General features: G+C 64.8%; 19 protein-coding genes and 1 pseudogene. 9 read left to right on the top strand and 11 right to left on the bottom strand.

The window, feature by feature from the left end; all coding sequences use genetic code 11:
• A pseudogene (locus CH256_RS28525) lies at positions 1 to 300 on the bottom strand (TetR/AcrR family transcriptional regulator); the annotation flags it as partial.
• On the opposite strand from CH256_RS28525, the gene CH256_RS08520 reads away from it, so the two are divergent.
• Positions 241 to 699, top strand: a complete 459-nt coding sequence (locus CH256_RS08520; protein WP_256989401.1) for a TetR-like C-terminal domain-containing protein — start codon at positions 241 to 243, stop codon at positions 697 to 699. The pseudogene CH256_RS28525 and the gene CH256_RS08520 sit on opposite strands and share 60 nt — an antisense overlap.
• A 48-nt stretch (positions 700 to 747) precedes the next feature.
• Positions 748 to 1,365: a YqgE/AlgH family protein gene (locus CH256_RS08515; RefSeq protein ID WP_068047637.1), complete on the top strand. Its 618-nt coding sequence runs from the start codon at positions 748 to 750 to the stop codon at positions 1,363 to 1,365.
• Between the two features lie 70 nt (positions 1,366 to 1,435).
• Here the strand turns inward: CH256_RS08515 and CH256_RS08510 are convergent, their stop codons facing one another.
• From CH256_RS08510 to CH256_RS08495, 4 genes are read right to left on the bottom strand one after another with little or no spacing between them, the layout of a single operon-like run.
• A complete protein-coding gene (locus CH256_RS08510; RefSeq protein ID WP_094669302.1) occupies positions 1,436 to 2,797 on the bottom strand; it encodes a glutamate decarboxylase in 1,362 nt (453 codons plus the stop codon).
• Between the two features lie 36 nt (positions 2,798 to 2,833).
• Positions 2,834 to 3,835: a bile acid:sodium symporter family protein gene (locus tag CH256_RS08505; RefSeq protein ID WP_094669300.1), complete on the bottom strand. Its 1,002-nt coding sequence runs from the start codon at positions 3,833 to 3,835 to the stop codon at positions 2,834 to 2,836.
• 9 nt (positions 3,836 to 3,844) lie between these two features.
• Positions 3,845 to 4,825 (bottom strand): DUF1648 domain-containing protein, encoded by a 981-nt coding sequence (locus CH256_RS08500; protein ID WP_094669298.1) that lies wholly within the window; start codon positions 4,823 to 4,825, stop codon positions 3,845 to 3,847.
• A 4-nt stretch (positions 4,826 to 4,829) separates the two neighbouring features.
• Positions 4,830 to 5,234 (bottom strand): SdpI family protein, encoded by a 405-nt coding sequence (locus CH256_RS08495; protein ID WP_068047655.1) that lies wholly within the window; start codon positions 5,232 to 5,234, stop codon positions 4,830 to 4,832.
• 68 nt (positions 5,235 to 5,302) lie between these two features.
• Between CH256_RS08495 and leuS the strand changes: the two genes are divergently transcribed.
• Together leuS and CH256_RS08485 are read left to right on the top strand one after the other, a co-directional pair.
• Entirely contained in the window at positions 5,303 to 8,125 is a 2,823-nt protein-coding gene (leuS, locus tag CH256_RS08490; RefSeq protein WP_094669296.1) for a leucine--tRNA ligase, read from the top strand.
• Between the two features lie 80 nt (positions 8,126 to 8,205).
• A complete protein-coding gene (locus tag CH256_RS08485) occupies positions 8,206 to 9,480 on the top strand; it encodes a lipase family protein (protein ID WP_094669295.1) in 1,275 nt (424 codons plus the stop codon).
• A 20-nt stretch (positions 9,481 to 9,500) separates the two neighbouring features.
• On the opposite strand, the gene CH256_RS08480 is transcribed toward CH256_RS08485, so the two are convergent.
• Complete coding sequence (locus tag CH256_RS08480) at positions 9,501 to 9,926, bottom strand: pyridoxamine 5'-phosphate oxidase family protein (protein ID WP_094669293.1); 426 nt, start codon at positions 9,924 to 9,926, stop codon at positions 9,501 to 9,503.
• A 65-nt stretch (positions 9,927 to 9,991) separates the two neighbouring features.
• Positions 9,992 to 11,179, bottom strand: a complete 1,188-nt coding sequence (locus CH256_RS08475; RefSeq protein ID WP_143536537.1) for a TetR/AcrR family transcriptional regulator — start codon at positions 11,177 to 11,179, stop codon at positions 9,992 to 9,994.
• Positions 11,180 to 11,463: 284 nt separating this feature from the next.
• On the opposite strand from CH256_RS08475, the gene CH256_RS08470 reads away from it, so the two are divergent.
• On the top strand, positions 11,464 to 11,838 hold the full coding sequence (locus CH256_RS08470) for a LuxR C-terminal-related transcriptional regulator (protein ID WP_094638547.1): 375 nt from the start codon (positions 11,464 to 11,466) through the stop codon (positions 11,836 to 11,838).
• Positions 11,839 to 12,011: 173 nt separating this feature from the next.
• On the opposite strand, the gene CH256_RS08465 is transcribed toward CH256_RS08470, so the two are convergent.
• Positions 12,012 to 12,683 (bottom strand): SDR family oxidoreductase, encoded by a 672-nt coding sequence (locus CH256_RS08465; protein ID WP_094669290.1) that lies wholly within the window; start codon positions 12,681 to 12,683, stop codon positions 12,012 to 12,014.
• Positions 12,684 to 12,696: 13 nt separating this feature from the next.
• On the bottom strand, positions 12,697 to 13,212 hold the full coding sequence (locus CH256_RS08460; protein WP_094669288.1) for a DinB family protein: 516 nt from the start codon (positions 13,210 to 13,212) through the stop codon (positions 12,697 to 12,699).
• Between the two features lie 106 nt (positions 13,213 to 13,318).
• Here CH256_RS08460 and ggh point away from each other — a divergent pair, with 106 nt between their 5' ends.
• Positions 13,319 to 14,656 carry a glucosylglycerate hydrolase gene (gene ggh, locus CH256_RS08455; RefSeq protein WP_094638385.1) on the top strand — a complete coding sequence of 446 codons (1,338 nt, stop codon included), beginning with the start codon at positions 13,319 to 13,321 and terminating at the stop codon, positions 14,654 to 14,656.
• 7 nt (positions 14,657 to 14,663) lie between these two features.
• Here ggh and CH256_RS08450 read toward each other — a convergent pair whose 3' ends face one another.
• A complete protein-coding gene (locus CH256_RS08450) occupies positions 14,664 to 15,350 on the bottom strand; it encodes a thioesterase domain-containing protein (RefSeq protein WP_068047600.1) in 687 nt (228 codons plus the stop codon).
• A 199-nt stretch (positions 15,351 to 15,549) separates the two neighbouring features.
• Here CH256_RS08450 and CH256_RS08445 point away from each other — a divergent pair, with 199 nt between their 5' ends.
• Complete coding sequence (locus CH256_RS08445) at positions 15,550 to 16,260, top strand: glycoside hydrolase family 25 protein (RefSeq protein WP_094669286.1); 711 nt, start codon at positions 15,550 to 15,552, stop codon at positions 16,258 to 16,260.
• 31 nt (positions 16,261 to 16,291) lie between these two features.
• Here the strand turns inward: CH256_RS08445 and CH256_RS08440 are convergent, their stop codons facing one another.
• Positions 16,292 to 17,050, bottom strand: a complete 759-nt coding sequence (locus CH256_RS08440; protein ID WP_094669285.1) for an SDR family NAD(P)-dependent oxidoreductase — start codon at positions 17,048 to 17,050, stop codon at positions 16,292 to 16,294.
• 87 nt (positions 17,051 to 17,137) lie between these two features.
• Between CH256_RS08440 and CH256_RS08435 the strand changes: the two genes are divergently transcribed.
• On the top strand, positions 17,138 to 17,734 hold the full coding sequence (locus CH256_RS08435; protein WP_068047591.1) for a TetR family transcriptional regulator: 597 nt from the start codon (positions 17,138 to 17,140) through the stop codon (positions 17,732 to 17,734).
• 61 nt (positions 17,735 to 17,795) lie between these two features.
• Positions 17,796 to 18,530 carry an alpha/beta hydrolase family protein gene (locus CH256_RS08430; RefSeq protein ID WP_094669283.1) on the top strand — a complete coding sequence of 245 codons (735 nt, stop codon included), beginning with the start codon at positions 17,796 to 17,798 and terminating at the stop codon, positions 18,528 to 18,530.
• Positions 18,531 to 18,535: the final 5 nt, after the last annotated feature.

The following is an 18,535-nucleotide window of genomic DNA, read 5'->3' as shown; positions in this document are numbered from 1 at the left end:
CGACGGATGCCGCAGTACCCCCTGACCACTGCGGCCGAGAGCCAAGAACTTCTCCTTGGGTCCGTCGGCCGCGTCCACCGCTGCGTCGACGGTGTCTCCGAGCTCGGTGTATCCGTCGACGACGAGCAGCGTCAGCAGCTCGTCGCGGCTGGCGACGTATCGGTAGACGGCCGAGGAGACGACACCGAGGTCCCGCGCGACAGCGCGTAACGACAGGGCCGCGGCACCGTCGACGCAGCGGTGGACGCGGCCGACGGACCCAAGGAGAAGTTCTTGGCTCTCGGCCGGACGGTGCGGCAGTGGGGACTGCGGGAGCCGGCGCGCTACGCGTTGCTGTTCGGCAGCCCGGTGCCCGGATATCACGCCCCTGCGGAACAGACCACCGGGCCGGGCACCAGGGTGATCACCACCCTGGTGGCCGTCCTGCACTCGGCGTGGCAGACACGTCGACCGGACGTCGAGACCGACCCGCCCGAGCTGGCGTCACTGCACGGCAGCTTCGAAGACATCCGTGCGCAGATGGAGATGGATCTGCCCGACGGGCTGATTGCACTGGGCGTCATGGTGTGGGCGTCGCTGTTCGGGGCCATCAGCTTCGATGTGTTCGATCAGTACGGGGCCACGACGTTCTCCAGCAGGGACGCGTTGTTCGAATACCAATTGGGACTCCTGGCGAAGATCGCCGGACTCGACCCATGAGGACTGGCCGTATCGCTTGCGCCACATCCGGCGGTGGGCGGTGCCACAATGACTAGCGTGGCAGCGCATGCGGAGGAACCCGAGGACCAGACGGCATCGGCCTTGCGAGATGTCCGTCCCGGCAGTCTGCTGGTGTCGTCCATCGAACTCGTCGAGCCCACGTTTCGGCGCACCGTCATCTACATCATCGAACACAACGATGCGGGCAGCCTCGGTGTCGTGATCAATCGTCCCAGCGAGACCGCAGTGCAGAACGTGCTGCCCAACTGGTCCGAGCTGGCAGCCAAACCGCAGGCGCTGTACGTCGGTGGCCCCGTCAAGCGGGACTCCGCCCTGTGCCTGGCGACGCTGCGGACAGGTGTGTCGATCGACGGTGTTCCCGGTCTGCGCCGCGTCGACGGACGAGTGGTGATGGTCGATCTCGATTCCGATCCTGCCGATATCGCCCCACTCGTCGAGGGCGTGCGCATCTTCGCCGGATACTCGGGCTGGACCTTCGGGCAACTCGAAGGCGAACTCGACCGTGACGACTGGATCGTGTTGTCGGCCCTGGCATCCGACGTGATCGGTCCGCCGCGGATCGACCTGTGGGCACACGTACTTCGTAGGCAGCCGATGCCGTTGGCGCTGCTGGCATCTCATCCGATCGACGTCGACCGCAACTGAGAGCGGCTGCGCCGCACGTGAGCGAAACCTCGTAGCAGGGGTCGATATTCCGCTCACATGCGCGCAGCGCTCAGTGAGCGAAGGCCTGCGCGCTCGAGTGTCCACCTGACTTCAAGCCGGCGAGCACCTCGTCGATGGCGATGCACAGCATTCGGCCCAGGTCCGCGCTGAAGCCCTCTCGCACTACGATTCTGAGCACGGCGACGTCGGTTGCGTTGTCGGGCATCGTGTATGCCGGCACCTGCCAGCCGCGGGCGCGTAGTTCGTGGGAGACGTCGAAGACGGTGAACTCGCAGTGATCCTTCAGCATGAACGACAGGACCGGGATGGCCGAGCCGTCGGTGATCACTTCGATGTCGGGGTGTTTCGCGAGGTGTCGGCTGACGCGAACTGCGGTGTCGCGCAGCGCTTTCATGATGTCTGTGTAGCCGGATCTGCCGAGGCGTAGGAAGTTGTAGTACTGCCCGATCACCTGGTTGCCCGGCCGGGAGAAGTTCAGCGTGAAGGTGGGCATGTCGCCGCCGAGGTAATTGACGCGGAACACGAGGTCCTCGGGCAGGTCTTCCTTGGTTCGCCAGACGGCGAATCCAATTCCTGGATAGGTCAGTCCGTACTTGTGGCCGCTGGCGTTGATGGACTTGACCCGAGGCAACCGGAAGTCCCACACAAGCTCCGGGTACAGGAACGGTACGACGAATCCGCCACTGGCTGCATCGACATGGACCGGTACGTCGGGCCCGCCGCTACCCGCGATCTCATCCAGTGCAGCGCAGATCTCCTGCACCGGTTCGAGTTCTCCGGTGAACGTGGTGCCGAGGATCGCGACCACACCGATGGTGTTCTCGTCCACTGCATCTCGAACCTGTTCCGGGGTGATGACGTAGCGTCCGCGCTCGACGGGCAGGTACTTGGGCTCCACGTCGAAGTAGCGGCAGAACTTCTCCCACACCACCTGAACATTGCTGCCGAGCACCAGGTTCGGAGTGCCGGTACCAGCTCCCCTCGCTCGCCAGCGCCACTTGAGTGCCAAGCCGGCCAACATGACGGCCTCACTGGAGCCGATGGTCGAGACCCCGGTGGCCGACGACGGGTCCTCCCGGTCGAGTCCGGGGGCGTGGAACAGGTCGGCCACGATGTTGACGCAGCGTTCCTCGATGGCGGCGGTGGACGGGTACTCGTCCTTGTCGATCATGTTCTTGTCGAACGTCTCGGCCATGAGCTTCTCGGCCTGCGGATCCATCCACGTGGTGACGAACGTCGCCAGATTCAGGCGCGAGCTGCCGTCGAGCATCAGTTCGTCGTGGATGAAGCGGTAGGCGGCGTCGGGATCGAGCTGTTCCTCGGGAAGTCTCAGTGCGGGTCCGGGATTGGTGGCGAGGCGGCCGGTGTAGGCCGCAGAGACGATACCGTCGGCATGGATTTTCCTGGTCATCGTCTTCTCCCGTGATCGGCTCGAGTGACACCCAATCTAGTCCGCGACGCTGCCCACCGGGCTCTGTTCCGATTGCGGTCGTCGCGCGAGATGCTGGGCGATCACGGTGCACACCATCAGCTGAATCTGATGGAAGATCAACAGCGGCAGCACGATCAGTCCGACGGGTTGGCCGACGAACAGCACTGCGGCCATCGGCAGCCCGCTGGCCAGGCTCTTCTTGGATCCGCAGAACAGCAGCACCACCCGATCCTCGAAAGCGAAGCCCAGCCACTTGCCTCCGTACCAGGTGATCGCCAGCACCACGGCGAGCAACGCAGCGCACACTGCGACGACGATGCCGATGCGCCACACCGGCACCGAGGACCACACGTTCTGGTTCATGGATTCGCTGAACGCGGCGAACACGACCAGCAGGATCGAACCACGGTCGACGAGCTTCGTCGGCGCGCTGTGCCGGGTGAGCCAGCCCGTCACCCAGGGCCGGATCAGCTGCCCGACGGCGAAGGGAAGCAGCAGTTGCAGGGCGATGTCGAGTACCGAGCTGGGGTCGATGGTCACGGAACCGGTCGTGGTCATCAGGGCGATCACGAGCAGTGGGGTGACGAACACTCCGATGATGTTGGAGAACGAGGCGCTCACCACAGCTCCGGCGACGTTGCCGCGGGCGATGGAGGTGAAGGCGATCGAGGACTGCACGGTCGACGGGACCAGGCACAGGAACAGCATTCCGGTGTAGAGGTCGTCGCTGATCACGCCGGGGACGAGTATCCGCAAGGCCAGCCCGAGTGCCGGGAACAGCAGGTACGTGCACGCCAGGATCACCGAGTGCAGCCGCCAGTGCTTGACGCCGTTCCAGGCGTCGCGCGGCGAGAGTCGAGCGCCGTAGATGAGGAACAGCAGGGCAATGGCGATGCGCGTCACCCAGCCCAGGACGTCCTCCGCTGTGCCGGTGGCCGGGAACAGGCTTGCCAGCGCTGCGACCGCGAAGATGCCCAACAGGAAGGGATCCAGCACGGTATCCCGCAACAACTTCACTTGGCTAACTTAATCCACCGTAGCGTTGCGAGTGCGGGCGGTCAGGGTGTTGAGCGTTCCCGCGATCTTCTCGGCGTGCACGGATCCGATGGTGAGCCGATCCCCGTTGGCGAAGGTGACGAAGGCCGCGGGACCGGCGTCGGTGGCGACGGCGTAGTTCCCGCGTCCCTTGGCCCGAAGTCCCCAGCCCCCGAACTCCTTCGAGGGATCGACCGCCCGAACCGAGGCACCGGTGATCTCGTCGATGTCGTAGTCGAATGCCGCCATGCCCAGGCTCGAGACGAAGAGGCCGTCGCTGTCGATGTGCACGGTGAAGCGCAGCAGGGACAGAATCAGAATCGTCAGTGGGGCGAACAGGAAGATCGGCCACAGTGAGCCGGACAGCCAGCACGTCAGAGCGGCTCCGGCCAGGGAGACTGCCACGACGGTGATGCCGGCGACCCGGCTGGCTCCGACGCGGACCACCAGCGGCAACTCCGGGCTGCAGCGCGGAAGATCTGCGTGCGGCGGTGATGTGGCGTCGACGCGTTCGCGGTAGTCACGCAGCCTGGAGGCACCGAACAACCCGGCCGCGAATCCGACGACGGTTCCCACCGCGATAGCCCAGCCGGGGATGGTCACGCTCCGTTCGGACGCCATGTCCAGTTCTCGGACGAGGGTCGCGATCTGCAGAACACCGATCGTTCCGACGACGGTCAGCCCGATGATCAGCATGGTTCGACGCATGATCAGCAGCACCCGAGTCAACGACGCGACGGCACTGCACCCACCGCCGACCAGAGCGATCACGATCGCGAGGGTCCAGGCGTTGGAGAGTGGATTGGAGAAGTCGTCCGGTTCGGTGCCGCTGAAGTGAGTGGCGACCTGTTCGGGTAGACGGCCTTGCCACAGGTAGGCCAGGACGAGTCCGAGTGCGGCGACGACAAGGGGGACGGCAACGCCGAACACGACCCCGGCCGGGTCGAACGTGCGTAGTGCCTTCGCCTTCATCCGCTCAGCTCGGCTGGCAGGCGTCCTTGAGGCTGCACGAGATGCACGAGCTTCCGCATCCGTCCGCCTCGGCGGGTGGCGGAACGGCCGCTGCTGCGCGGGCCCCGATGGATCCGCCGGCTGCGGCGATGAACAGCGCGGCCACGAGGGCAACGACGACGCCGACGACGGCGGCGATGCCGTTCAGTGCGAGGGCGGCCACTGCGCCGATGGCCAGTACCAGCGCCGATGCGGCTGTCGTGGGACCGGCGACGCGATTGGCGAGGGTGAACGTCTCGTCGTCACGCATGGCCTCGGCGGTGCGGACACCGGCGAAGCGGTTGCGTGGGAGCCGACCCAGCAGCGACATGGCAGCGACAGCGCCGACGACGAGCGCGAGCACGAACAACACAACCGAGACGATGACCACCTGGCCAGGATACGGCGCAGCGAGGTCCTGGTACCAGGCGGGCCGCATCACACTTTAGGCTGGTAGGTGTGACCGATTCCGTTGAAGCACCCACCGAGTCCGCCCCCGAGTACCGCTACACAGCCGAACTCGCCGGGCACATCGAGGAGCAGTGGCAGGACCTGTGGGAGACACAGGGCACTTTCGACGCTCCCAACCCGGTCGGAACCCTCGCCGGAGACGTCCCGAAGGACAAGCTGTTCGTTCAGGACATGTTCCCGTATCCGTCGGGCAGTGGCCTGCACGTCGGCCACCCCCTCGGCTACATCGCCACCGACGTGTTCGCGCGGTATCACCGCATGCAGGGCCGCAACGTGCTGCATGCGCTGGGCTACGACGCGTTCGGTCTGCCGGCCGAGCAGTACGCCGTGCAGACGGGCACGCACCCGCGCAGCACCACCGAGAACAACATCACCAACATGCGACGCCAGTTGCGTCGGCTGGGTCTCGGGCACGATCGCCGACGGTCCTTGGCGACGACGGACGTCGACTTCTACCACTGGACACAGTGGATCTTCCTGCAGATCTTCAACTCGTGGTTCGACGCGGACCTCGGTAAGGCCAGGCCCATCTCGGAACTGGAGGCGGCGTTCGCCTCGGGTGAGCGGTCTTTGGACGACGGCCGGTCCTGGGAGTCGCTGACCGTCGGTGAGCGCCGTGAGGTGATCGACGGGTTCCGTCTGGTGTACGAGTCCAACTCGATGGTCAACTGGTGCCCCGGTCTGGGTACGGTGCTCGCCAACGAGGAGGTCACTGCCGACGGACGCAGCGATCGCGGCAACTTCCCGGTGTTCCGAAAGAACCTGCGGCAGTGGATGATGCGAATCACCGCCTACTCCGACCGCCTGGTCGACGACCTCGAGTACCTGGATTGGCCCGAGAAGGTCAAGACCATGCAGCGCAACTGGATCGGGCGATCCCGCGGTGCACAGGTCTCGTTCTCGAACATCGAGGTGTTCACCACCCGTCCGGACACGCTGTTCGGTGCCACCTACGTGGTGCTCGCCCCCGAGCACGAACTGGTCGACGGGTTGGTTGCTCCCGAGTGGCCTTCCGACGTGTCCGACAAGTGGACCGGCGGAGCCGCCACCCCCGCGGAAGCCGTTGCGGCATACCGCGCGTCGATCGCCGCCAAGTCGGATCTGGAGCGGCAGGAGAACAAGGAGAAGACCGGCGTCTTCATCGGCGCCTACGTGAGCAACCCGGTCAACGGTGAGCAGGTCCCGGTGTTCATCGCGGACTACGTGCTGACGGGCTACGGCACCGGCGCGATCATGGCCGTACCCGGACACGATGCCCGCGACTGGGAGTTCGCCACGGCATTCGGTCTACCGGTGCGCGAGGTCATTTCGGGCGGAGACGTCACCGAGGCCGCGTACGTCGGCGACGGTGCCGTGGTGAACTCCGACTTCCTCGACGGTCTGCCGGTGGACGAGGCCAAGGCCGCCGTCATCGCGCGGTTGGAAGCCGACGGCACCGGCCGCGGCACCATTCAGTACAAGCTGCGCGACTGGCTGTTCGCTCGCCAGCGCTACTGGGGCGAGCCGTTCCCGATCGTCTGGGACTCCGAGGGCAACCCGCACGGATTGCCGGATTCTGCTCTGCCGGTCGAACTTCCGGAGGTCGAGAACTACGCACCGGTCTCGTTCGATCCGGACGACGCCGGCTCCGAGCCGTCCCCGCCGCTGGCCAAGGCGTCGGACTGGGTCGAGATCGAACTCGATCTGGGCGACGGGCTGCAGACCTACACCCGCGACACCAACGTCATGCCGCAGTGGGCCGGTAGTTCCTGGTACCAGCTGCGCTACATCGACCCCACCAACTCCGAGGCCTTCGCGGACCCGGAGAACGAAAAGTACTGGGTCGGACCGCGTCCGGAGATCCACGGACCCAACGATCCCGGCGGAGTCGATCTCTACGTCGGTGGCGTCGAGCATGCGGTGCTGCACCTGCTGTACTCGCGCTTCTGGCACAAGGTGTTGTTCGATCTCGGCCATGTCAGCTCGAGCGAGCCGTACCGTCGCCTCTACAACCAGGGCTACATCCAGGCCTACGCCTACACCGATGCCCGCGGCGTCTACGTACCCGCGGCCGAGGTGATCGAGCGCGACGGCGGCTACTTCCATCAGGACCAGCCCGTCAACCGTGAGTACGGCAAAATGGGCAAGTCCCTGAAGAACTCGGTCTCCCCCGACGAGATCTTCGCCGAGTACGGTGCCGACACCCTGCGCTTCTACGAGATGTCGATGGGCCCGCTGGACACGTCGCGGCCGTGGGCGACCAAGGACGTCGTCGGCGCGCAGCGGTTCCTGCAGCGGGTGTGGCGACTGGTACTCGACGAGGTGACCGGCGAGGTCCGCGTCACCGACGACAAGCCCACCGAGGACACACTGCGCGTGCTCAACCGTGTGATCGATGGTGTGCACGCGGATTACGCTGCGCTGCGCGACAATACGGCCGGTGCCAAGCTCATCGAGCTGACCAACCACATCACCAAGGCGTACCCCGACGGTGCTCCGCGTGGGGTCGTCGAGCCGCTGATCCTGATGCTCGCTCCGCTGGCTCCGCACCTGTCCGAGGAACTGTGGAGCAAGCTCGGCCACGAGAAGTCGCTGGCACACGGTCCCTTCCCGCGCGTGGAGAAGAAGTGGCTCGTCGCCGATACCGTCGACTACCCCATTCAGGTCAACGGCAAGGTACGCAGCCGCATCACCGTCCCCGCCGATGCGACCAAGGACGACGTCGAGAAGACTGCACTGGCCGACGAGAAGATCGTCGCCCTGCTCGACGGCAAGGCCCCGACCAAGATCATCGTGATCCCGGGTCGAATGGTGAACATCGTCCTGAAGTAGCCCCCGCCGAACTCGAAGTTGTGGATGAAAATCTGGCGATTTCCGTCCATAACTTCGAGCTCGGGGCTTTAATTTGTTCCATGTCACAGGTCGGTAAAGGATTCGTGGTGAGGCTGGTGGCCTCCGTCGTCCTGGTTCTGGGATCCGTCACACTCGTGAGTGTCCCTGTTGCACAAGCAGATCCGGGGCCCGGCTCACCGATTCCGGCCGACGATCCGTTCTACGATTGGGACGGCGGGCTGGACGTCTCCCCGGGAACGGTGCTTCGGTCGAGGCCCATGACGTTCCGAACGCCGAACCAGCCGACGCCGGTCACCGGTAGCCAGGTTCTGTACAGGACTACCGACCAGCAGGGCGAATCCGTCGTCACGGTCGCCACGGTGCTGCGCCCTTTGATCCCCGGACCGACGCGAATCGTGTCGTACCACATGGCATACGACGCCCTCGGGTCCCAGTGCAATCCCTCGTACACCCTCAGCGGCGGGTCCACGAGTCCTATTGCCGGTGCGGAACAGGTGGTCATTGCCGGTTATCTCGCTGCCGGTTACACCGTCGTCGTGCCGGATTACGAGGGCGAGGAACTCGAGTGGACGATCGGACGGCAGTCGGGGTACGCAGCTCTGGACGGCGTTCGCGCGGCACAGTCCTTTCTGCAGCTTCCGTCGAACACCCCCGTCGGCATGGTCGGATACTCCGGAGGCTCCGTCCCGACGCAGTGGGGTGCCGAGATTGCCCCCGAGTACGCACCCGAGCTGAACCTCGTCGGAGCGGCGGCCGGCGGGCTGCCCGTCGACCTGGCTCACAACCTGCCGTACGTCAGCGGAAGCAAGGAGTGGGCGGGCGTCATTCCGGCTCTGATCGTCGCCTACCAACGCGCCTACGGTCTCGACCTGGACGATTTCATCTCCGACTACGGTCGCCAGGTGATCGATCAGGTCGATCAGGAGTGCATCGCCCAGTTCGCCGACGACTACCCGACGCTCACCGACGCGTCGATGGTCAAGGCTCCGTACACCTCCATGCTCGAGGTACCCGAGGTGGTGGCGGCGATCGACGACAACATCATGGGCAGCCAGGGCACTCCGCGGACACCGATGTTCCTGGCTGTCGGGCAAGCCGATCCGATCGGCGATTCCGTCATGATCACCGCGGACGTACAGGGACTGGCGTACGAATACTGCGGCCGGGGCGTCGATGTGCAGTACGCGCAGTACGACGGCTTGTCGCACAGCGAAGCCTTCCCGGCTTTCGAGGCTCAGAGTCTGCAATTCCTGACCGAGCGGTTCTCCGGTGTGCCGACGCGGAGCAACTGCGGAACCATCGCGCCTGGAAACAGCCTGGCACCGACGCCGTAGTACGAACCCGGGTGGTTCTGTCAGATCGCGCCCAGATCGGCCGACAGCCAATGCTCCGGCTGCAGGTAGAACACCACGTTCTCTTCGTGCTCACTGTCGGCCATCTCGAGGTAGCCGTCGACCTTCTCCGGCGGCAGATAGCGCGCTGCCATGGTGCGCAGTAACTCCGGTGTACTCGGCTCTTCCCGCGCAACGGATCCGTCGACCGAGACGTACCTGATCCTCGGGTCCGACTGTTCGACCATGAGCGTGAATCGACCTGCAGCTCTGATCGATTCGGCCTTCCTGGACGTCTTTCCGGCGAGGACCCAGGCCTGGCCACCAGGTGTGTAGTCGTACCAGATGGGAACGGTCAGTGGACCTCGATCAGGTCCTGCAGCGACGGCCAGCGCGGCGATGTGGGGTTCGGCCAGAAATTCTTCGCGTTCTGCCTTCGACAGTGCCATGAAACAACCGTAGGACTTTCGCAGCCGATGGACCAGACCTGCGACGAACCCTGGGGCCGGTGACGTCAGGGCGTCCTGGTCGAGATGCCGGGCATGAGTAGTCGGAGAACGCCGTCGGCAACGTCGATTGCCGTTTCGGTCGGCCGCGTCAAGCATCGGAACAGCACGTTGTTGGTCAGCATGACTGCCGCCTCGATCGTCGGTGCCTCGTCGCTGAACACGCCGGTTTCGCGACCGCGTTCGAGGATCGGGACGACGGCGGCAGGTAGGTACAGGTTCTCCATCACGGTCGTGATCGTGCTCGGCTGTTGGAACTGCTCGAAGCTGAGCGCGAGGAGCATCCCTGTGCTCATCGCGCGGTTGTCGATCACGAACTCGCCCACCGCAATCAACGTGCGCTGCAGAGCGATTGCGGGCTCGATGCCGAGGCGTTCGTCGGCTCGGCGCAGTCGTAGGACGCGATCGAACTCGGGTTTCAGTGCGGCGACGATGATGTCTACCTTGCTGGGAAACAGGCGTCGGAGATCCTCGACTCGAATCTTTGCTGCTGCGGCGATGTCGGCGAGCGTCACCAGGAAGTATCCGTTGTCGAGGAAGAGCGCTTCCGTGGCCGCGATGACGTCGGCCTCCAGGTCGGGGCGGAGGGAGGCTGCGCCGTCGAGCACGTCGACGGGGTCGGGTTCGGTCGAGTTCCGATCGGAATGCACTGGGTCGACGGCCCAACGCAGGATCGAGGTGACTGCCTCGGCTACCTCGCTCGTGGCAACGGAACCGGGCGTGAGCATCTCGCGAAGAGCGTAGCCGTCGAGAAGTGCGCCCAGGGCAGTGGACAGGGACGTCAACGTCAGTGGCCGACGCACGGACCCGCCCTGAGCTTGGATGGCCCGACCCACCATGGTGCGCAGGTCGGCATCGAGTCGCTCGAATTCGGGGGTGACGGCTTTGCGCGCCCCGTCGTGGTCGCTGGCGAGCAGGGTGGCGACCAGGCGCCGACGCATCAGGCCGGAGGTCAGGTCCTCGAACAGGGCGGACACCGGCGCGGCCGCGTCTCGCAGCCCGGCAGGCGGGTCGATGGGCGTCGTGCCGATGTAATTCACGGTGAGGTTGTCGAGAAGATCCGCCACGAACGCTTCTTTGCCGCCGGAACCTCCACTGCGAGAGTTGCCTGGGTAGGTGTTGTGGAACGTTTGATGCGACAGCCCGGCACCGTCGACCACCGCCGAGATGGACAGCGAGCGGGCGAGGTGGGTCATGTCCACGTCGTTCAGGAGCCGGTATCCGGCGTGGAGAAATTGTTCACGCGGGACGGGCCTAGGGTTCAACGTCAACCGCCTTCACTGGACTTCACAGCACCTGAATGGATCACGAACCATAGCAACCCAGTGACCGAGCTCGCAGTGTTTAGTTCTGACTACATGTCTATGTAGTCGTAACACTCGAATCGATGTTGTTCTCGAATTGGTTTGTGTTGCAGGGGGTTCGCGGTCCGTGGTCCGATACTCATCGGCCTCAAGGCCGGTATCTCGAGGAGGACCCGATGGTGTTGATCGATCGTCGACCCCAAGTCCAGACGCGCGTCGCAGTGCCCGGGACAGTGCGCAACCCCCTCGGCCCGAGGCCGCCCGTCACCCGTTCCACTCTTGCATCGGGGCGAGTCCAGGGCCGACGACCAGCGCCGACGTACGCGTCACCCGGACTGACCGAGCGTGAAGTTGCAGTCCTGAAAGTCTGGTTGGACTGCGACTCCAAGGTCGAAGTCGGTGCGCGCCTCCACATCGCCTTGGGAACCGTCAACACCCACCTGACACGAATTCGAGACAAATACTCCCGCGTCGGTCGGGCAGCGCCGACCAAGGCGGCACTCGTCGCCAGGGCCCTGCAAGACGGCATAGTGAAACTCGACGACCTCTGAGCGACGAAGGTCGGCGGGGTTGATTGCAGGCAACGTGCGTAGCCGAGGGGCCCACGCAAGTCGTCTGGCCAACGAACTACCAGACTCACGCCGAACCCTCTGTTGTGAGCGGAAACTCGACCCCCACTACGAGGCCGGAGTGGAGCCTGCCCAACGACCGAGGGGACTTTCGCTCACCTGGTGCGCAGCACCACTTCTGTGGGATGTGCGTCGGCAGGCGTATCGATGGCATTGCGTACCGCACGGGCAACGGTACTGGGCTGCAGGAACTTCGAGCCGTCGTACTCCCCACCCTCGTGCGCGACGATCTCCTGCTGCATTTCGGTGTCGATGCGTCCGGGATGCAGCGAGGTCACGCGTAGCGACGGTTCTTCCTGCCGTAGTGCATCTCCGAAGGCCCGGAGCGCGAACTTGCTCGCCGCGTAGCCGCCCCACCCGGGGTTCGCGCGAATACCCGCACCCGAATTGATCAGCACCACATGGCCGTTCGCCTTTCGCAGCGCCGGAAGGAGCAATCGAGTCAGCTCGACGACGGCGATGACGTTCACCTCGTACTGCCGACGCCAATCATCGGCCGTCGACTCCTCGACCGTCCCCAGCGCCGCGACTCCGGCGTTGTGCACCAACACATCCAGAGAATCGATGCCCGACGCGGCCGCCGCAACCGCGTCGGGATCGGTCAGTTCCACCGGCCACGGGGTAGCTCCTGCCAGTTCCGACGCGATCGGTTCGAGAGATTCGGTCGATCGTCCGCCGAGCAATACGTGGTGATCCGGCGCGAGAAGTCGGGCGATATGGGCCCCGAGGCCACGGCTTGCTCCGGTCACCAACGCAGTACGAGTCATGAAAGCAGGTTACTCAAAAGCTCATACCGGCTTCGGCTGCCCAGGTCCGGGTGGTGTTCGCTCCGTCGAGTTCTTCACGAATGATGTCCGCGTGTCCCGCATGCTGGGAGATCTCGCGCAGAATGTGCAGCACCGTGAATCGTGCGCTCTGCCAGACGCGTTCGGGTGCCCAGGGTGCCGTCGGCACCGGGACCGACAGGTCGAGGTCCAACGTCTCGAGCGCAGCCGAGGTGGAGGCCGCCACCTCGTCCCATTCGGCGATCAACCCCGCGACGGTTTCGTTCTCGGCCATGACGTATTCGCCGCCGGCGCTGGCCATGTCGAATTCCGCGTTCTCGTCCAGGTCGGCGATCACCTTCATCCAGTGCCGTTCGTTGCTGATCACGTGATGCAGCAGCCCGCCGAGGGTCAACTCGCTCGTGGTGGTGCGGGTGCGCGCCTGCTCCTCGGTGATTCCGCGAACGGTGATGTGAAAATTGGCGCGTTGTTCGTCGAGCATCTTCACGATGTCGGTGTTCTCGGTGGTCATTGTTCCTCCTGGTGGTTGGTGATGTTCACAGTAGGAGCGATCGAGGACAGGTTCGGTCCGCAATTTCAAACGAGCGGAATGTCGCCTGTGCACGCAAACTGTCTGCATGGGCGATCGAGGTTTCACTTCCACGCAGCTGGCAGCGCGCGCGGCATATCTGCTCAGGGGCAACGACCTGGGCACCATGACCAGCGCGGCTCCGCGGCTGTATCCGCACATGTGGAGCTGGGATGCGGCGTTCGTCTCCGTCGGACTGGCTCCGCTCAGCGTCGAGCGGGCCGTGGTGGAAATGGACACCTTGCTCTCCGCACAGTGGAAGAACGGCATGATTCCGCACATCGTCTTCGCCAACGGTGTCGACGGCTACTTCCCCGGCCCGGCCCGGTGGGCCACCGGCACGCTCGCGTCGCACGCACCGATGAGCCCGCAGACCTCGGGCATCACCCAACCGCCGGTCCACGCGATCGCGGTGCAGCGCATCCTGGACCACTCCAAGCGCCACGGACGCACGACGCGTGCCGTCGCCGAGGAGTTTCTCGATCGCCGCTGGGGTGATCTGGTGCGGTGGCACCGCTGGCTCGCCCAGGCCCGCGATGTCGACGACAACGGAAGAATCGCGGTTTTCCACGGCTGGGAGTCGGGGATGGACAATTCGCCACGGTGGGATTCGGCCTACGCGAATGTGGTTCCCGGAGAGATGGATCCGTACTTCCGGGAGGACAAGGCGGTCATCAGCGACGCTTCCCAGCGGCCCAGCAATCTCGAGTACGACCGCTACATCTGGCTGGTGGAGGAGATGAAGCAGGTCGGGTACGACGACGACGCATTGAAGACGAAGATGAGCTTCGCCGTCGAGGACGTGTTCGTCAGCGCCATCTTCGCGGTGGCATGCGATGTACTCGCGACCATCGGCGAGGACCACTCGCGTCCTCACTCCGATGTTCGGGAGCTGCGGTCGTGGGCGGAGAAGTTTCGCAAAGGAGTGATTGCGACGACCGACGCGCGCTCCGGCGGTGCCCGCGACTTCGATCTGCGGACGGGACAGTGGATCGGCACCGAGACCATCGCGATGTTCGCGCCGTTGCTGTGTGGCGGCCTGCCCCGCGAGCAGGAACGCAATCTGCTTCGGATCTTCGAGGGCACGAGATTCTGCGGTCACCCGGATCTGCGGTACGCGGTTCCGCCGTCCACGTCGCCCGTCTCGAAGGATTTCCGTGCCCGTGAGTACTGGCGCGGGCCGGTGTGGCCGGTGATGACGTGGCTGTTCTCGTGGGCCTTCGCGCGTCGTGGGTGGTCCGAGCGGTCACTGTCGTTGCGCGACGAAGGCCTGCGCCAGGCCAGCGACGGCAGCTTCGCCGAGTACTACGAGCCGTTCACCGGCAAGCCGCTCGGCAGCATGCAGCAATCCTGGACGGCCGCGGCCGTACTGGACTGGCTGGGGTAGCGCGAGATCAGCTGAGGTAGCTGTCGACCAACGGGCCGACGACGTCGAACGAGGTGGCGTCGGGCACGAGGTACTTGGCGACGGTGCCGCAGACGAAGGGATGCCATGCGGAACCGGAGTCGGTCCCCAGGGACGAGACGGCCAGGATGTCGCCGAAGTATATGCCGGGTAGGTGGCGCTGAACGAGTTCGTCGTTGTGCGAGGCGACGGCGAGCAATTCTTCGACATGGCTGCGATCGATCTCGTCACCCATGGCGGCGAGGAGATCGGCACCCTCGGCGCGGGCCCGGACAGGGTCGCTGTCGAGCAGCGTCAGTGCGCCGACAGTGACGCCCCGATTCTGCAGTTCGACGGCGATGGCGTGAGCGAGAACTCCACCGAACGACATGCCGAGGAGGTGGACGGCGCCGTCGGTCTGGATGCGAACGATGTCGTCGGCGTACTGCGCCGCCAGTGCCGCGAGGGATTCCGCGCGCTCACCGGACGCGGGTACCTGGACGCCGTAGATGGGGCGGTCGTCGTCCACGTGAGCGGTCAGGCCCGCGTAGCAATCGACCAGACCCACCAAGGGGTGGATGCAGAACACGGGGTCGAGGTGTCCGGTGGTTCGGATCGGTGCGATTGTCGGCACCGCATAGTCGGACGGGTCGAGCTCCGTGAGAGCCAGATGCGAGAGATCGTTCACGACAGTCATGGGTGCGCCTCCGAGCCAAGAGATGTAGTTCGTGTTTCCATTGGACTTGTTTGTTCGTGCCGACTCTGGGTATGTCGCCATCGGCAGCGTGAGTGTTACCCACGTCTCATCACCGACGACTCAATCACGTCTGTGGACAGAACGCATTAGTGACTGTTCACCATTGAGTGCCCAGGTCCGGGCCCCTAACCTCACCCGGGTGGTCTTCTCTCGCACGGTGCGTGCCCTGTTCGGATTGTTCTCGGTCGGCGTCATCGCCTGCGCTGCGCCCGGGATCGCGTCCGCTGTTCCGCAGGGTCCGGACGTCTCGTCGTGGCAACATATCGACGGCACCGCGATCGACTGGCATGCCGTCAAGGCTGCGGGCCACGGCTTCGCGATGGTCAAGGCCACCGAGGGGCTGGATTACGTCAACCCGTACTTCGTCGAGGATTCCATCGTCATGCGCACGGCGAACGTGGCGCGCGGGGCGTACCACTACGCCGATGTGACGCTGTCACCCGAGCTGCAGGGCGCGTACTACTCGGCACTGGTGTTGGGCATCAATGGGCCAGGCGATCTGCCGCCGGTGCTCGACCTCGAAGATGCCAAGGGTAGGTCGCCGGCCGAGGTGATCGACTGGACGCACCGGTATCTCGATACCGTCCAGACGCTGACCGGACGTCAGCCGATCATCTACACCTACCCGAACTTCTGGCGGACGGCGATGGCCGACACCCACGAGTTCAACAACTATCCGCTCTGGATCGCCGACTACGACGACGAGCTGGGGCCGCTACCTGGCGGCTGGACTAACTGGTTGTTCTGGCAGTTCACCGACCGCGGCACGATTCCCGGAATCGACGGGCGTACCGACATCAATCACTACTCGGGCACGCCGGAATCACTGCGAGTACTCGCTCGCTGGTGACGTTCCTCCAACTGCACGGCTGCGCACTCCGTCACCAGGGCACGCGCGTATGGTCCCACGACCACAGGGCTCCCGTGGGGCCGTCGTCGGCGAGGAGGGCGAGACGGACCACTCCCGTAGCCGCCTCGGCCGGGTCTCCGCCCGCCGACATGCCCGCGACGAGGTTGGTGTGGCGCAGCCCGGGTGCCAGGGCGTTGACCTTGACCTTCTCGCCGAGGGTCTGAGCGGTCAGCAGCGTGACGGCGTTGACGGCTGTCTTCGAGCTTCGGTAGGCCACGCCGCCGCCCTTCACTCGTTCCCAGTCGAACTGTGGGTTCGGGCTGCTGTTCCAGGTCAGGGATCCGGTTCCGCTGGACACGTTGACGATGCGTGGGTGCGCGGACCTGTGCAACGCAGGGAGAAATCCCTGAGTGACGGAGATGAGACCGAAGACGTTGGTCTCGTACGCAGTACGCAACTGCTCGAGCGTGGTGCCGACGACGTCGTCGTTGCCTGGGTTCACCCCGGCGTTGTTCACGAGTATGTCCAGTTCGCCGACCTGCTGCACGGCTGCGGCGACCGAAGACGGGTCCGTGACATCGAGCTGCACGACGCGCGCGCCCGAGCCCAGTTCTGCGGCTGCGCGTTGCCCCTTGTCGAGATCCCGCGCTCCGATCCATACGTTCACGCCGAGAGCCAGTAGCTGCCGCGCCGTCTCGAGACCGATGCCACTGTTCCCTCCCGTCACCAGAGCCACCGAGTTCGGCGCGGGCGATCGGATTTCTGCGGGAAGACTGTCGACGACGTTCATGTTTACTCTCCAACTCCAACGATGTAGTTGGAATGCTACCTCTCGAGCGCGGGGAAATTCCAACTCAGAAGTTGGTAATCTCGGCGGATGGCCTGGGACACGGACGGGACACGGCGTCGACTCCGTGATGCCGCGCTGGTGGAATTCGCAGCTCACGGGTTCGAGGGCACGACCGTCGCATCCATCGCAACTCGATCAGGCGTCAACAAGGAGAGGCTCTACAGCTACTTCGGCGACAAGAAGGCTCTCTGGGACCTCGTCCTGGCAACCGAGTTGGAGCGCCTTGCGACCGGCGTCGAACTCACAGGGGTCGACTTGGACGACATCGGCGAATTCGCCGGAGCGACGTTCGACTATCACGCATCTCATCCCGAACTGGGCCGCCTGCTGCAGTGGGAGGGTCTCCAGCCTGGCCCGCCGGCTCACGCGGAGGTGCGCACGACGCACTACCGAGAGAAGGTGGCGCGTTTCGCCGACGCCCAGCGACACGGCCTCATCGATTCGGAGATCGATCCTGCGCACTTGGTGTTCACGCTGATCGCGCTGGCCGCCTGGTGGCAGACCGTCCCGCAGCTCGCCGAAATGATCACCGGTGCTGGACCCAACGACCAGCAGGCACGGGCGGCACGTCGACGCTTTGTCGTGGAGGCAGCGAGGCGAATCGCCGCACAACCCGGGTCGTGAGGTGAAGCGTGACGCCTGGGCACTCGACCGATTCCAGCGCACCATCGATGGAGGTAAGTGAATGGAACCGCAGCCGTTCGTACTCGCAACGCCCGACGTACTACGCGAACGTCGAGAATCGTTCGACGTATATCGGGCACCCGACACGGCACCCGGCGAAGACACTCCTCGGCCCGCTGTTGTCTTCGTCCACGGTGGTCCGCGTCCGGCGGGCGTCGAATGGCGACCCCGAGATCAACCGGTTTTCGTGGGATACGGATCCATCGCTGCGGCAGCAGGTGTCGTCGGTGTCGTACTCGAACATCACATGTCCTCGCTGGCCGAGTGTGCTGCGGCTGCCGATGAGATCGCCATCGGAGTCGACCAGGTTCGACAACTCCCCGGAGTGGATCCCAATCGAGTTGCGCTGTGGTTCTTTTCCGGGAGCGGGCTGCTCGCTGCCGACTGGTTGAAACACCCTCCAGCGTGGTTGACCTGTCTCGCATTGACATACCCGGTGCTGCAGACCCTCCCTGAATGGGGGGTCGAGCCGCGATTCGATTCCACTCTCGCCGTATCGGATTCGGGAGCACTGCCGATTCTGCTCACACGTGTGGGCCGCGATCGCCCCGAATTCGTCTCGGGGGTGAACGCTTTCGTCGAGGCTGCCCACGCTACGAACCTAGACATCATCGACGTACCCGACGGACAACACGGATTCGACATGCTCGATCACACCGGCGAATCGCGTGATGCCGTCAGCCGTGCGATGGCCTGGGTCGTCGCACGGCTGATGGCAGATACGGCTGCCGACTGAGCGCC

It is taken from the genome of Rhodococcus sp. 05-2254-6 (genome assembly GCF_002258565.1).
Taxonomy (GTDB): Bacteria; Actinomycetota; Actinomycetes; order Mycobacteriales; family Mycobacteriaceae; genus Rhodococcoides.
This window is presented reverse-complemented; position numbering and strand designations above follow the sequence as displayed.